This window comes from Buttiauxella sp. 3AFRM03 (genome assembly GCF_003675305.1).
In the GTDB taxonomy this organism is placed as follows: Bacteria; Pseudomonadota; Gammaproteobacteria; order Enterobacterales; family Enterobacteriaceae; genus Buttiauxella; species Buttiauxella ferragutiae.
Genome location: NZ_CP033076.1, coordinates 5,236,537 through 5,250,276 on the forward strand (window position 1 = coordinate 5,236,537; position 13,740 = coordinate 5,250,276).

The 13,740-nt window shown below is 49.2% G+C and carries 12 protein-coding genes; 8 read left to right on the top strand and 4 right to left on the bottom strand.

The genetic code is table 11. From position 1 onward, the window contains the following. Positions 1 to 41: 41 nt before the first annotated feature. Positions 42 to 2,729: a bifunctional acetaldehyde-CoA/alcohol dehydrogenase gene (adhE, locus tag D8682_RS26060; protein WP_121815560.1), complete on the bottom strand. Its 2,688-nt coding sequence runs from the start codon at positions 2,727 to 2,729 to the stop codon at positions 42 to 44. A gap of 479 nt (positions 2,730 to 3,208) precedes the next feature. On the opposite strand from adhE, the gene D8682_RS26065 reads away from it, so the two are divergent. The 7 genes from D8682_RS26065 (at position 3,209) to D8682_RS26095 (ending at position 11,226) form a co-directional block, all read left to right on the top strand. Then, positions 3,209 to 3,856 carry a YchE family NAAT transporter gene (locus tag D8682_RS26065; protein WP_064547324.1) on the top strand — a complete coding sequence of 216 codons (648 nt, stop codon included), beginning with the start codon at positions 3,209 to 3,211 and terminating at the stop codon, positions 3,854 to 3,856. Positions 3,857 to 4,617: 761 nt separating this feature from the next. Next, a complete protein-coding gene (gene oppA / locus D8682_RS26070) occupies positions 4,618 to 6,252 on the top strand; it encodes an oligopeptide ABC transporter substrate-binding protein OppA (protein ID WP_121815561.1) in 1,635 nt (544 codons plus the stop codon). Between the two features lie 217 nt (positions 6,253 to 6,469). Next, positions 6,470 to 7,390, top strand: a complete 921-nt coding sequence (gene oppB / locus D8682_RS26075; protein WP_064547319.1) for an oligopeptide ABC transporter permease OppB — start codon at positions 6,470 to 6,472, stop codon at positions 7,388 to 7,390. A 14-nt stretch (positions 7,391 to 7,404) separates the two neighbouring features. After that, positions 7,405 to 8,313 carry an oligopeptide ABC transporter permease OppC gene (gene oppC / locus D8682_RS26080; protein WP_064547317.1) on the top strand — a complete coding sequence of 303 codons (909 nt, stop codon included), beginning with the start codon at positions 7,405 to 7,407 and terminating at the stop codon, positions 8,311 to 8,313. Between the two features lie 11 nt (positions 8,314 to 8,324). Further along, positions 8,325 to 9,338: an ABC transporter ATP-binding protein gene (locus D8682_RS26085; RefSeq protein WP_064547315.1), complete on the top strand. Its 1,014-nt coding sequence runs from the start codon at positions 8,325 to 8,327 to the stop codon at positions 9,336 to 9,338. Next, complete coding sequence (oppF, locus tag D8682_RS26090) at positions 9,335 to 10,339, top strand: murein tripeptide/oligopeptide ABC transporter ATP binding protein OppF (protein ID WP_064547313.1); 1,005 nt, start codon at positions 9,335 to 9,337, stop codon at positions 10,337 to 10,339. Before D8682_RS26085 ends, oppF begins: the two co-directional genes overlap by 4 nt. Positions 10,340 to 10,398: 59 nt before the next feature. Next, a complete protein-coding gene (locus tag D8682_RS26095; protein ID WP_370090887.1) occupies positions 10,399 to 11,226 on the top strand; it encodes an ion transporter in 828 nt (275 codons plus the stop codon). 50 nt (positions 11,227 to 11,276) lie between these two features. On the opposite strand, the gene D8682_RS26100 is transcribed toward D8682_RS26095, so the two are convergent. Together D8682_RS26100 and cls are read right to left on the bottom strand one after the other, a co-directional pair. Further along, complete coding sequence (locus D8682_RS26100) at positions 11,277 to 11,606, bottom strand: HI1450 family dsDNA-mimic protein (RefSeq protein ID WP_034455830.1); 330 nt, start codon at positions 11,604 to 11,606, stop codon at positions 11,277 to 11,279. Positions 11,607 to 11,643: 37 nt separating this feature from the next. Then, entirely contained in the window at positions 11,644 to 13,104 is a 1,461-nt protein-coding gene (cls, locus tag D8682_RS26105; protein WP_121815563.1) for a cardiolipin synthase, read from the bottom strand. A gap of 205 nt (positions 13,105 to 13,309) precedes the next feature. On the opposite strand from cls, the gene D8682_RS26110 reads away from it, so the two are divergent. Next, positions 13,310 to 13,492: a YciY family protein gene (locus tag D8682_RS26110; protein ID WP_074388575.1), complete on the top strand. Its 183-nt coding sequence runs from the start codon at positions 13,310 to 13,312 to the stop codon at positions 13,490 to 13,492. Positions 13,493 to 13,539: 47 nt separating this feature from the next. Here D8682_RS26110 and D8682_RS26870 read toward each other — a convergent pair whose 3' ends face one another. Next, positions 13,540 to 13,695 carry a hypothetical protein gene (locus tag D8682_RS26870; RefSeq protein ID WP_157092958.1) on the bottom strand — a complete coding sequence of 52 codons (156 nt, stop codon included), beginning with the start codon at positions 13,693 to 13,695 and terminating at the stop codon, positions 13,540 to 13,542. Positions 13,696 to 13,740: the final 45 nt, after the last annotated feature.

Genomic DNA, 13,740 nt, shown 5'->3' on the forward strand with positions numbered 1-13,740 from the left:
AAAAAAACCCGCCGAGGCGGGTTTTTTATTAGGCTTTACAATTAAGCGGTTTTCTTCGCTTTCTTGTCAGCTTTAGCTGCTGGAGCAGCTTCTTTTGCAGTCGATGCTGGCACGCTACCTTCTTCTACATAATCACGACCGTAGAAGGTATCCATCAGAATCTGTTTCAGTTCAGAGATCAGTGGGTAACGCGGGTTAGCACCGGTACACTGGTCATCGAACGCATCTTCAGACAGTTTATCAACGTGAGCCAGGAAGTCAGCTTCCTGAACGCCTGCTTCGCGGATGGACTTAGGAATACCCAGTTCAGCCTTGATGCTTTCCAGCCATGCCAGCAGTTTTTCGATCTTAGCAGCAGTACGGTCGCCCGGTGCGCTCAGACCCAAGTGGTCTGCGATTTCAGCATAACGACGACGCGCTTGTGGGCGGTCATACTGGCTGAATGCAGTCTGCTTGGTTGGGTTGTCATTCGCGTTATAGCGGATAACGTTGGAAATCAACAGGGCGTTCGCCAGACCGTGAGGAATGTGGAACTGTGAACCCAGTTTGTGCGCCATTGAGTGGCACACACCCAGGAAGGCGTTAGCAAACGCGATACCGGCGATGGTCGCAGCGTTGTGTACACGCTCACGAGCAACTGGGTTTTTAGCGCCTTCGTTGTAAGATGCTGGCAGGTTTTCTTTCAGCAGTTTCAGTGCTTGCAGAGCCTGACCGTCAGAGAATTCGCTAGCCAGTACGGAAACGTAAGCTTCCAGTGCGTGAGTCACGGCATCCAAACCACCGAAAGCACACAGGGACTTAGGCATATCCATCACCAGGTTGGCATCAACAATTGCCATATCTGGAGTCAGAGCGTAGTCCGCCAGCGGGTATTTCTGACCAGTTGCATCATCAGTTACAACAGCAAACGGGGTCACTTCTGAACCAGTACCGGAAGTGGTGGTAACCGCGATCATTTTCGCTTTTACGCCCATTTTCGGGAACTTGTAGATACGCTTACGGATGTCCATGAAGCGCAGCGCCAGTTCTTCGAAGTGAGTTTCTGGGTGCTCGTACATAACCCACATGATTTTCGCAGCATCCATCGGTGAACCGCCGCCCAGCGCGATGATCACGTCTGGTTTGAAGGAGTTCGCCAGCTCTGCACCTTTACGTACCACGGTCAGAGTTGGATCCGCTTCTACTTCGAAGAATACTTCAGTTTCAACGCCAGCTGCTTTCAGAACAGAAGTGATCTGGTCTGCATAGCCGTTATTGAACAGGAAACGGTCGGTAACGATCATCGCACGTTTGTGACCATCAGTAATCACTTCGTCCAGCGCGATTGGCAGAGAGCCGCGGCGGAAGTAGATAGATTTCGGAAGTTTATGCCACAACATGTTCTCAGCTCGCTTAGCAACGGTTTTCTTGTTGATCAGGTGCTTAGGACCCACGTTCTCAGAGATGGAGTTACCACCCCATGAGCCACAACCCAGAGTCAGGGAAGGCGCGAGTTTGAAGTTGTACAGGTCACCGATACCACCCTGTGAAGCAGGGGTGTTGATCAGGATACGTGCAGTTTTCATTTTGTCGCCGAAGTGCTTAACGCGCTCTGGCTGGTTGTCCTGGTCTGTGTACAGGCAAGAGGTGTGGCCGATGCCGCCCATCTCAACCAGTTTCTCAGCTTTAACAACAGCGTCTTCGAAGCTCTTAGCACGATACATAGCCAGAGTTGGAGACAGTTTTTCGTGAGCGAATGGCTCCGAATCGTCAACAACGCTAACTTCACCAATCAGGATCTTGGTGTCAGCCGGTACAGTGAAGCCTGCCAGTTCAGCAATTTTAGTTGCTGGCTGACCAACGATAGCGGCGTTCAATGCGCCGTTTTTCAGGATGATGTCCTGAACAGCTTTCAGCTCTTTACCCTGCAGCATGTAGCCGCCGTGGGATGCAAAACGTTCGCGTACTGCATTGTATGCAGAGTCAACAACGATAACTGATTGCTCGGAAGCACAGATTACGCCGTTGTCGAAGGTTTTAGACATCAGGATAGAAGCAACAACACGTTTGATGTCGGCAGTTTCGTCAACAACAACAGGGGTGTTACCTGCGCCAACACCGATTGCTGGTTTACCGGAGCTATATGCTGCTTTAACCATGCCTGGACCACCGGTTGCCAGAATCATGTTGATATCTGGGTGGTGCATCAGAGCGTTAGACAGTTCGACAGATGGCTGGTCAATCCAACCAATCAGATCTTTAGGTGCACCAGCAGCGATAGCAGCTTGCAGAACGATGTCTGCGGCTTTATTGGTCGCGTCTTTTGCACGTGGGTGTGGAGAGAAGATGATCGCGTTACGAGTCTTCAGGCTGATCAGAGATTTAAAGATAGCCGTTGAAGTTGGGTTAGTCGTTGGCACGATACCGCAGATGATACCGATTGGCTCAGCGATAGTGATAGTCCCGAAGGTGTGGTCTTCATCCAACACACCGCAGGTTTTCTCATCTTTATAGGCGTTGTAGATATACTCAGAAGCAAAGTGGTTTTTGATCACTTTATCTTCAACAATACCCATGCCAGATTCGGCAACGGCCAGTTTCGCGAGAGGGATTCGAGCATCAGCGGCAGCCAGAGCGGCGGCGCGGAAGATTTTATCAACTTGCTCTTGAGTAAAGTTGGCATATTCACGCTGGGCTTTCTTGACGCGCTCTACAAGTGCGTTAAGTTCAGCGACATTAGTTACAGCCATAATGCTCTCCTGATAATGTTTAAACTCTTTTAGTAAATGAGCTGCTCGAGTCGACAGTATAGTCAGCGGGCAACAGCTTGCGTAGAAGAGGGCCACGACTATCCAAAAACTTCCCAAAACATCTTGCTGATTTACTAAAAGAGCCTTATCGAAAAAACCTATTCATGGTCTGAATCATACGCTCTTCAGATGTTTCCAAGAGTACTCACTTCTGAGTGGGTTTTTTGTGACTTGCATCACATTATCCTAAGGCTGACTCCATTCAGCATGACAGATTCAGGTTATTGATAAGTCTTTAAAATTCTTGTCACAGCAAAGCTAAAACAAACTACCATATTTTCAACAAGTGAGTAACAATATTGTTTAATATCGCAATTGCGCATAAAAGTAGTTATCTATGCTGCGAAAGGGCGTAGCGCCAGAACTGGTTTTCCATTACATTACCGCGGCCTTTGCTACGTTCATTTGCGGAGTTTTTAGTGGCTCAATCCTTATTTGATTTGCCAACCTATTTTAAGTTCTTTATTGGCTTGTTCGCGCTGGTAAACCCAGTTGGGATCATTCCCGTGTTTATCAGCATGACCAGCTACCAAACCGCGTTGGCGAGGAATAAAACAAACCTTACCGCCAACCTGTCAGTAGCGATTATTTTATGGACGTCGTTGTTCCTCGGTGACGGTATCCTCCAATTATTCGGCATATCAATTGATTCCTTCCGAATTGCCGGCGGCATTCTGGTGGTGACCATTGCGATGTCGATGATCAGCGGTAAACTGGGTGAAGATAAACAGAACAAACAAGAAAAATCAGAAAGTGCTATTCGCGAAAGCGTAGGCGTCGTTCCGTTAGCTCTTCCATTAATGGCAGGTCCTGGTGCAATCAGTTCGACTATTGTCTGGGGCACGCGATACCACAGCTGGAATTATTTAATCGGTTTTACGATTGCCATTGCGCTCTTTGCTTTTTGCTGTTGGTTAGTTTTCCGTCTAGCTCCTTTGCTAGTGCGCCTGTTAGGGCAAACGGGGATTAACGTTATTACCCGTATAATGGGTCTGTTATTGATGGCTCTGGGTATTGAATTTATTGTGACTGGTCTGAAAACCATTTTCCCAGGATTATTAAGTTAGTTCTGCTGAAAGCTACATATGAAAAAGCAGAATAACCATTCTGCTTTTTTTTGTTAAATTCCCACCAACTGATTTGAATCATAAGCGCTGCTGTTCTTTTCACTAGAAAACCATTCATAAGAAAATGCTTTGGAAACCGTATATTAGCGGCCCCGGCATTTGTCCGTTGTACATAAAGTTAACAATCAAATCGTTATTTAACTAACCCTACACAATGATGCTTGCTGCAGCTTTATTGAGATGATATTAGTTAATCAAGCTGTCTTGCAGATGAATGTGCTAAAAAATAACCAATTGTTAATTTTATGTGAACGCTAGTGTGTTGTGTTCATGTTGCAACAGAACAAGCCAGATTAACACTGCAATTTCTTTATTTTTTAGCGTGTTAACTCGACAAAATGCATTGATGCAGCATCTTTCCAGACGACGTTCTGGATAGATAAAAGAGAAATGGTTAACAAATTTGCAAATTGTATTGGCGGGAATTAGGTGCTTTTGATACTTTCCGGACAACACAATTATCTGAAAAATGTTTCATTTACAGATGACTCATCAAAATCAACCTCAGTACAGGGTAGGTTGATTAAGAATCGACGGAGCAGGGTGCCATAAAGAGCATCCCCCAAATAAAGTCGGTGATAGCAAGTAAGACAAAAAATAAAGCCTGGCAGTTGCATAACGCTCTTGCACTGTAAAGGAACCCCTGAGGGGAAGAGGCTGGCTTTCGGGTCGGTAATTATAATGAGTGGAGTATCAACACAATGTCCATCATCACAAAAAAAAGTCTGGTAGCAGCAAGCATTTTATCCGCGCTAATCGTAGGCAATGTGGCCATGGCGGCCGAAGTTCCTGCCGGTGTTCAACTGTCAGAAAAGCAAACGTTGATTCGCAATAACGGTGCTGAACCACAGTCTTTGGACCCAAACAAAATTGAAGGTGTTCCTGAGTCAAACGTGAGCCGTGACCTGTTTGAAGGCTTACTGATTACCTCTCCAAAAGACGGCCACCCAATTCCGGGCGTGGCAGAGTCCTGGGATAATAAAGATTTTAAAGTCTGGACCTTCCATCTGCGTAAAGATGCGAAATGGTCTAACGGCGAGCCAGTTACGGCACAAGATTTCGTCTATAGCTGGCAGCGTCTGGTTGATCCAAATACTGCTTCCCCATACGCAAGCTACCCGCAATACGGCCATATCGTAAACGTTGATGCCATCATCGACGGCAAAATGAAACCAAGTGAACTGGGCGTAAAAGCCATTGACGACCACACGCTGGAAGTCACTCTGAGCGAGCCTGTTCCTTACTTCTACAAACTTCTGGTTAACCCGGCGATGTCCCCGGTGAATAAAGCGGCCATTGAGAAGTTTGGTGAGAAGTGGACCCAACCTGCCAACATCGTGAGCAACGGTGCTTACAAACTGAAGGACTGGGTGGTTAACGAACGTATCGTGATGGAGCGTAATACCAATTATTGGGATAACGCGAAAACTGTTATTTCACAAATTACTTATCTGCCAATCTCTTCTGAAGTCACAGATGTTAACCGCTACCGCAGCGGCGAGATTGACATGACATATAACAACCTGCCAATCGAACTGTTCCAGAAGCTGAAAAAAGAAATTCCAGCTGAAGTACACGTTGACCCGTATCTGTGTACTTATTACTACGAAATCAACAACCAGAAAGCTCCGTTTAACGATGTGCGCGTCCGTACCGCTCTGAAACTGGGCCTGGATCGTGACATCATCGTTAATAAAGTGAAGGCGCAGGGCGATCTGCCAGCTTACGGCTACACGCCTCCTTATACTGACGGTGCAAAACTGACTAAGCCTGAGTGGTTCTCATGGACTCAGGAAAAACGTAATGAAGAAGCTAAGAAATTGCTGGCTGAAGCGGGCTACACCAAAGACAAACCGCTGACCTTCGACCTGCTGTACAACACTTCCGATCTGCACAAGAAACTGGCCATCGCTGCCGCTTCTATCTGGCAGAAAAACCTCGGTGTGAACGTTAAGCTGGTAAACCAGGAGTGGAAAACCTTCCTTGATACTCGTCACCAGGGCAACTACAACGTTGCACGTGCTGGCTGGTGTGCGGATTACAACGAACCGACTTCCTTCCTGAACACCATGTTGTCTGGCAGCTCAATGAACACCGCGCATTATAAGAGCCCGGCCTTTGACGCCATCATGGCGGAATCGCTGAAAGCAACAGATGAAGCACAACGTGCCGCCGCGTACGATAAAGCGGAACAGCAGTTGGGCAAAGATTCTGCAATCGTTCCGGTTTATTACTACGTGAACGCCCGTCTGGTGAAACCATGGGTAGGCGGTTATACCGGCAAAGACCCGATGGATAATATCTATACTAAAGATATGTATATCATCAAACATTAATGGCAATTCGTGGGGTAAGTTTTACCCTTCATACTTCACGCTGCAGGTGCGTTAACTGCGCTCATTCACCCCAGTCACATAGTTTGTCTATGTTCCTGGGGATTCATGAGTTTGTTGCCTTCCTGCACCGTGAATTATTTAGGGTAAAAAGGGTAGGACTTACCCCATCGTGTCTTATTTAATCGCATGCTAAAGGCACAGCCAGAAGGTACGGGCAATGTTGAAATTTATTCTACGTCGTTGTCTGGAAGCAATTCCGACACTCTTTATTCTTATAACTATTTCATTCTTCATGATGCGTCTTGCGCCGGGTAGTCCATTCACCAGCGAACGCGCGCTTCCGCCAGAAGTGATGGCGAACATCGAAGCTAAATATCATTTAAACGATCCAATCACGACACAGTATTTCAGTTATTTGAAACAACTGGCACACGGTGATTTTGGCCCGTCATTTAAATACAAAGATTATTCAGTAAACGATTTGGTCGCCTCAAGCTTCCCTGTCTCGGCAAAATTAGGTGCTGCTGCATTTATCTTTGCGCTTGTTTTAGGTGTTTTAGCGGGGGTCATCGCCGCACTGAATCAAAATACCAAATGGGATTACGCCGTAATGGGGGTGGCCATGACGGGGGTTGTTATCCCGAGTTTCGTGGTGGCGCCATTACTGGTTCTGATATTTGCGATAACACTTAAGTGGCTGCCCGGAGGCGGGTGGAACGGCGGTGCCATTCAATACATGATCCTGCCGATGGTTGCACTTTCATTAGCTTATATTGCGAGTATCGCGCGTATCACTCGTGGCTCAATGATTGAAGTGCTGCACTCTAACTTCATCCGTACAGCTCGCGCTAAAGGTTTGCCAATGCGTCGCATTATTTTGCGCCACGCGTTGAAACCGGCTCTGTTACCTGTACTGTCTTATTTGGGCCCAGCTTTTGTCGGTATCATTACCGGCTCGATGGTTATCGAAACCATTTACGGGTTACCGGGTATTGGCCAGTTGTTCGTAAACGGAGCGTTGAACCGTGACTACTCACTGGTTCTGAGCCTCACCATTCTGGTAGGCGCGCTGACGATTCTCTTTAACGCGATTGTTGACGTGCTGTACGCCGTTATCGATCCAAAAATCCGTTACTGACACTGGAGTTCGCCATGATGTTGAGTAAGAAAAACAGCGAGGCGCTGGAAAACTTCAGTGAAAAACTAGAAGTAGAAGGCCGTAGCCTTTGGCAAGATGCCCGTCGCCGTTTTATGCATAACCGTGCCGCGGTTGCCAGTTTGATTGTTCTGGCGATTATCGCGCTGTTCGTGGCCTTTGCGCCGATGCTGTCGCAGTTTAGCTACTTTGATACCGACTGGGGAATGATGTCGGCAGCACCAGATATGGAATCCGGGCACTACTTTGGCACAGACTCCTCCGGTCGAGATCTGTTAGTTCGCGTGGCAATCGGCGGGCGTATTTCTCTGATGGTGGGTGTCGCTGCGGCGCTGGTCGCGGTAGTCGTTGGCACATTATACGGCTCGCTCGCGGGTTATCTGGGCGGTAAAACCGACTCAGTGATGATGCGCTTGCTGGAAATCCTCAACTCCTTCCCATTCATGTTCTTCGTGATTTTGCTGGTGACCTTCTTTGGGCAAAACATCCTGCTGATTTTTGTGGCAATCGGGATGGTTTCCTGGCTGGATATGGCGCGTATCGTCCGTGGCCAAACTCTAAGCCTGAAACGTAAAGAGTTCATCGAAGCAGCCCAGGTTGGCGGTGTCTCTACCGTTAACATCGTTGTTCGCCACATTGTGCCAAACGTACTCGGCGTGGTGGTGGTTTACGCCTCGCTGCTGGTGCCAAGCATGATCCTGTTCGAATCTTTCCTGAGCTTCCTGGGTCTGGGTACACAAGAGCCATTAAGTAGCTGGGGTGCATTGCTGAGCGATGGTGCCAACTCCATGGAAGTATCCCCATGGTTGCTGATGTTCCCGGCAGGCTTCCTGGTTATCACTCTGTTCTGTTTCAACTTTATCGGCGATGGCCTGCGTGATGCCCTCGACCCGAAAGATCGTTAAGGAGTGCCGCGATGAGCACAATTGAAAATCCTGCGGTGGTGACTCCACTGAGCCAGACTTCTACGCTGTTAGACGTAAAAGATCTGCGCGTCACCTTTGGTACTCCAGATGGTGACGTTACGGCGGTAAACGATCTGAATTTCAGCCTGCGCGCCGGTGAAACACTGGGTATCGTAGGTGAATCCGGTTCCGGTAAATCGCAAACAGCATTTGCGTTGATGGGCTTGCTGGCGGCGAATGGCCGTATTGGCGGGTCGGCTAAATTCAACGGTAAAGAGATCCTGAATCTGCCAGAGAACCAACTCAACCGACTGCGTGCAGAGCAGATTTCCATGATCTTCCAGGACCCAATGACCTCACTGAACCCTTACATGCGTGTAGGTGAGCAGTTGATGGAAGTGCTGATGCTGCACAAGAAATTGGGCAAAGCCGAAGCCTTTGAAGAATCTGTACGTATGCTTGATGCGGTAAAAATGCCCGAAGCGCGTAAGCGTATGCGCATGTTCCCGCATGAGTTTTCCGGTGGTATGCGTCAACGTGTGATGATTGCGATGGCGCTGCTGTGCCGTCCAAAATTGCTGATTGCCGACGAACCGACCACTGCGCTGGACGTCACCGTTCAGGCGCAAATCATGACGCTGCTTAACGATCTCAAACGTGAGTTCAATACTGCGATCATCATGATTACCCACGATCTTGGCGTAGTCGCCGGGATCTGTGACAAAGTGCTGGTGATGTATGCAGGTCGTACTATGGAATATGGCCAGGCGCGCGACGTGTTCTACAACCCGGTTCATCCTTACTCCATCGGCCTGCTCAACGCGGTTCCACGTCTTGATGCTGAAGGCGAATCTTTGCTGACCATTCCTGGCAATCCACCAAACCTGTTACGTCTGCCGAAAGGTTGCCCGTTCCAGCCACGTTGCCCACACGCCATGGAAATCTGCAACACGGCTCCGCCGCTGGAACAATTTGGTGAAGGCCGCTTACGCGCTTGCTTTAAGCCAGTGGAGGAGTTGGTATGAACGCCGTGACACAAGATAAAAAAGTCCTGCTGGAAATTGCCGATCTTAAAGTTCACTTTGATATCAAAGACGGCAAACAGTGGTTCTGGCAACCCTCCAAAACGCTGAAAGCGGTTGATGGCGTGACACTGCGTTTGTACGAGGGTGAAACGCTGGGTGTGGTAGGGGAATCAGGTTGCGGGAAATCGACCTTTGCCCGTGCCATTATTGGCCTGGTCAAAGCCACCGAAGGCAGAGTTGCGTGGCTGGGTAAAGATCTGCTGGGGATGAATCAGGACGAGTGGCGCGATGTGCGCAGCGACATCCAGATGATTTTCCAGGACCCGCTGGCATCACTCAACCCGCGTATGAATATCGGCGATATTATTGCTGAGCCGCTGCGTACCTATCACCCGAAAATGCCGCGTCAGGAAGTCCGTGACCGTGTGAAAGCGATGATGATGAAAGTGGGCTTGCTGCCAAACCTCATCAACCGTTATCCGCACGAATTCTCAGGCGGCCAGTGTCAGCGCATCGGGATTGCCCGCGCGCTGATCCTTGAGCCAAAACTGATCATCTGTGACGAACCCGTTTCGGCACTCGATGTATCCATTCAGGCTCAGGTGGTGAACCTACTGCAAAAACTGCAACGTGAAATGGGACTGTCGTTGATCTTCATCGCCCACGACTTGGCGGTGGTAAAACACATTTCAGATCGCGTCCTGGTGATGTATCTGGGTCATGCAGTTGAGCTGGGTACTTACGACGAGGTGTACCACAACCCGCTGCATCCTTACACCAAAGCCTTGATGTCTGCGGTACCCATTCCCGACCCGGATTTGGAAAGAAACAAAACGATACAACTTCTTGAAGGGGAGTTGCCATCGCCTATTAACCCGCCGTCAGGCTGTGTTTTCCGTACCCGTTGTCCTATTGCTGGGCCAGAATGTGCCAAAACTCGCCCGGTGCTGGAGGGCAGCTTCAAGCATGCCGTTTCCTGTCTTAAGGTAGACCCGTTATAATCTCGCAGGGCTGGCATGATGCCAGCCCTTTTTGTTTGTGAGGTTACTTGCCCGTGCTTATTCCTGTTACCCGTCAGCGGTTGTACCATCTTCTCTTTGACCAAAGAACACGCTCAGGTCGGCGCTTTGAAGCGTTCTGCGGCTTATTAGCTTTACTGAGTGTGATTGCGGTCTTTATCGAGTCAGGACTCGGCACGCAATACCATCTGACCTACGATGAATGGCAGCTCTTTGTGGGCATGGAAATCTGCTTCACACTGCTGTTCACACTGGAATATATTCTGCGGGTGCTGTGTTGGCCTGACCCCAGAAAGTACGTCTTCAGCTTCTGGGGCTTCATCGATCTGGCGACGATTTTGCCGCTGTACGTGTTGTGGCTGTGGCCTGAAATAGGCGTCAATTACGTGTTTGCGTGGCGCGCAATGCGTGCAATCCGCGTACTTAGAATACTCAAACTGCTGCGCTACATGCCGACGTTGCACACGTTATGGCAAGCTATTGTTAATGCTCGCCACCAATTGATTCTGTTCTATTCCTTTATTCTCATCGTGATGGTGGTCGCTGGTGGCCTGATGTACGGCATTGAAGGGCCGCCAAACGGTTTTACTAACCTGGGGACGTCGGTGTACTGGGCGGTGGTGACGGTGACGACAGTGGGGTATGGCGACATCACTCCGCATACCGGGCCGGGGCGCATGGTCGCTTCAATTCTTATCTTGATTGGTTACTCGGTGATTGCCATCCCAACTGGGATTATTACCGCGCATATGACTAACGAGTTTCAGAAACAGCGGAATGCCCGTTTGTGCCCAAACTGCCATAAAGGCAATCACGACGAAGAGGCTCGATTCTGCAAATCCTGTGGGAGTGCGTTACCTAAGCTGTAGGTCAGATGTAAATGGCGGATGACGCTAACGCTTATCCGCCCTACAAAGGCTTACTCGCGCCAAAGAATATGGCAGAGTTTGTGGTCTTTTTCGCGGCACAACAGTACACGTGCGAAGATGTCGTTAATTTCACCGCCATCGGTATCGGCCAGGCCAATCACCACTTCGGCGAAGAAATCAGGGTTCAGATCGAAATCCACATGTTCCTGCCAGTCTTCTGCCGGGTCAAAAAGCTCAGCACCGCCGCGTTCTTCAAATTGCAGATTAAACAAAATTACATCGGCCGGGTCGAGGTTATCGACCGCCAGCTCAAGAAAAATATCGTAAGCCTGCTCGAGGGTTTCATCTTCTGTCAGGCGATTGTTCAGATCCATTTCCATGTCTGGTTCCACTTATTAAATACTGATGCGCCACGTTTTACAGCAACGGGCTAAAGAAGTAAAACAGTCGCTCTACCACGCGCTGCCACATTGGACGCTTAACCCACAAACGCTGGTCTAACAGGCGAGAGCGGGAGATATAATCGTCTTGTACCGCCGCCAGATCGCTGGCAAAACCGGAGTCATCAATCACCAGCGTAATCTCGAAATTAAGCCACAAGCTGCGCATATCCAGATTCACGGTACCGACTAAACTCAATTGCCCATCGACCAGCACACTCTTGGTGTGCAGCAGACCGCCTTCAAACTGGTAAATTTTCACCCCAGCAGCCAGTAACTCAGTGAAGAAGGCTCGGCTCGCCCAGCCCACCAGGAGAGAGTCATTCTTGCGTGGGACAATAATACTCACGTCGACGCCACGTTGCGCCGCGGTGCAAATAGCATGTAGCAAATCATCACTCGGGACGAAATAAGGCGTCGTCATAATTAAATATTCACGCGCCGCATAAACTGACGTTAGCAGCGCCTGATGAATTAAGTCTTCCGGGAAACCAGGACCTGAGGCAATGGTATGAATGGTATGCCCGGTCGCCTCTTCAAAAGGCATAATATTCGCGTCTGGAGCCGGTGGTAAAATACGCTTACCGGTTTCTATCTCCCAGTCACAGGAATAAACAATCCCCATCGCGGTGGCGACCGGGCCTTCCATACGCGCCATTAAATCGACCCATTGCCCGACGCCAGCATCCTGTTTAAAGAAACGCGGATCGACGAGATTCATACTGCCGGTGTAAGCAATGTAGTTATCGATCATCACCATTTTACGGTGCTGGCGTAAATCCATACGGCGCAGGAACACACGCATCAGGTTAACTTTGAGCGCCTCAACCACTTCGACGCCAGCGTTACGCATCATATTCGCCCACGGACTGCGGAAGAACGCGACGCTACCCGCAGAATCGAGCATTAATCGGCAATGAATCCCGCGACGCGCGGCTGCCATCAGCGATTCAGCAACCTGGTCAGCTAAGCCCCCTGGCTGCCAGATATAAAACACCATCTCGATATTGTGGCGAGCCAACTGGATGTCACGAATCAACGCGTGCATCGTTTCATCTGACGTGGTGAGCAGTTGGAGTTGGTTGCCTTTGACACCGCCAATCCCCTGGCGGCGCTCACACAGCTGGAACAGTGATGTCGCCACTTCGCTGTTTTCTTCGGCAAAAATATGTTTGCAGCTTTTAAGATCGTTCAACCATTTGGCGGTTGATGGCCACATGGCACGCGAGCGCTCTGCGCGGCGTTTACCCAGATGCAGTTCGCCAAATGAGAGATAGGCGATGATCCCAACCAGCGGAAGAATATAAATGATAAGAAGCCATGCCATGGCTGAAGGAACTGCACGACGCTTCATCAAAATTCGTAGCGTCACGCCGGCTATTAAAAGCCAGTAACCTAAAATTATCAGCCAACTAAAGACTGTATAGAAGGTTGTCATCGTTCAAAAATCCTTTAGAAACCGTATGCTTTTGAGTTTACGCACAACAGCCAGCGGTTAACACTAAAACTATACCCAAAATTGGGAATACGAGCAGCCAGCGGGCCAACAGCTTGAAGTGTGACGGGTATAATCGTAAAACGACTGGTCTGTAGGGCAGAAGGCACTATAATGGCGCGTCTTACATGCAACCCGAGTCGTAAAAATGAGGCGTAGTAGAACTGAGGTCGGACGGTGGCGTATGCTTCGTCAGACGCAACGGCGCAGATCGCGTTGGCTGGAAGGTCAGTCACGCCGCAACATGCGCATTCACGCCATCAGAAAGTGCCAGACAAACCGCGCGCGTAATTCCTTGCTGTTTGCTATTCACGATCAATGGGCGTCGTAAAGAAAAGGGCACCGCTCGCGGTGCCCAGTATCATTTAGCTGCGACCTTTAGAAGAAATGCATCGCAAGTACAATAATCAGAACTGTTATTGTGGCCGCCGCCACTAACACCATTGGGTGACTGGCCAGCCAGGCATTCCAGCGAGCTTCCTGATTTCCCACCGATTGCTTATGTTGTTCATAAGACTCATCAAAAAGATCCATGAAAATTTCCCGACAAATTCAATAACAGCATTAACTTAAAATTAC

Excerpts from the sequence above, each read along its gene's own strand:
- D8682_RS26100 (WP_034455830.1), bottom strand. The coding sequence starts at position 11,606 with ATGGAAATGGATCTGAACAATCGCCTGACAGAAGATGAAACCCTCGAG.
- D8682_RS26085 (WP_064547315.1), top strand. The coding sequence starts at position 8,325 with ATGAGCACAATTGAAAATCCTGCGGTGGTGACTCCACTGAGCCAGACT.
- oppF (WP_064547313.1), top strand. The coding sequence starts at position 9,335 with ATGAACGCCGTGACACAAGATAAAAAAGTCCTGCTGGAAATTGCCGAT.
- cls (WP_121815563.1), bottom strand. The coding sequence starts at position 13,104 with ATGACAACCTTCTATACAGTCTTTAGTTGGCTGATAATTTTAGGTTAC.
- D8682_RS26110 (WP_074388575.1), top strand. The coding sequence starts at position 13,310 with ATGAGGCGTAGTAGAACTGAGGTCGGACGGTGGCGTATGCTTCGTCAG.
- oppB (WP_064547319.1), top strand. The coding sequence starts at position 6,470 with ATGTTGAAATTTATTCTACGTCGTTGTCTGGAAGCAATTCCGACACTC.
- oppA (WP_121815561.1), top strand. The coding sequence starts at position 4,618 with ATGTCCATCATCACAAAAAAAAGTCTGGTAGCAGCAAGCATTTTATCC.
- oppC (WP_064547317.1), top strand. The coding sequence starts at position 7,405 with ATGATGTTGAGTAAGAAAAACAGCGAGGCGCTGGAAAACTTCAGTGAA.
- D8682_RS26870 (WP_157092958.1), bottom strand. The coding sequence starts at position 13,695 with ATGGATCTTTTTGATGAGTCTTATGAACAACATAAGCAATCGGTGGGA.
- adhE (WP_121815560.1), bottom strand. The coding sequence starts at position 2,729 with ATGGCTGTAACTAATGTCGCTGAACTTAACGCACTTGTAGAGCGCGTC.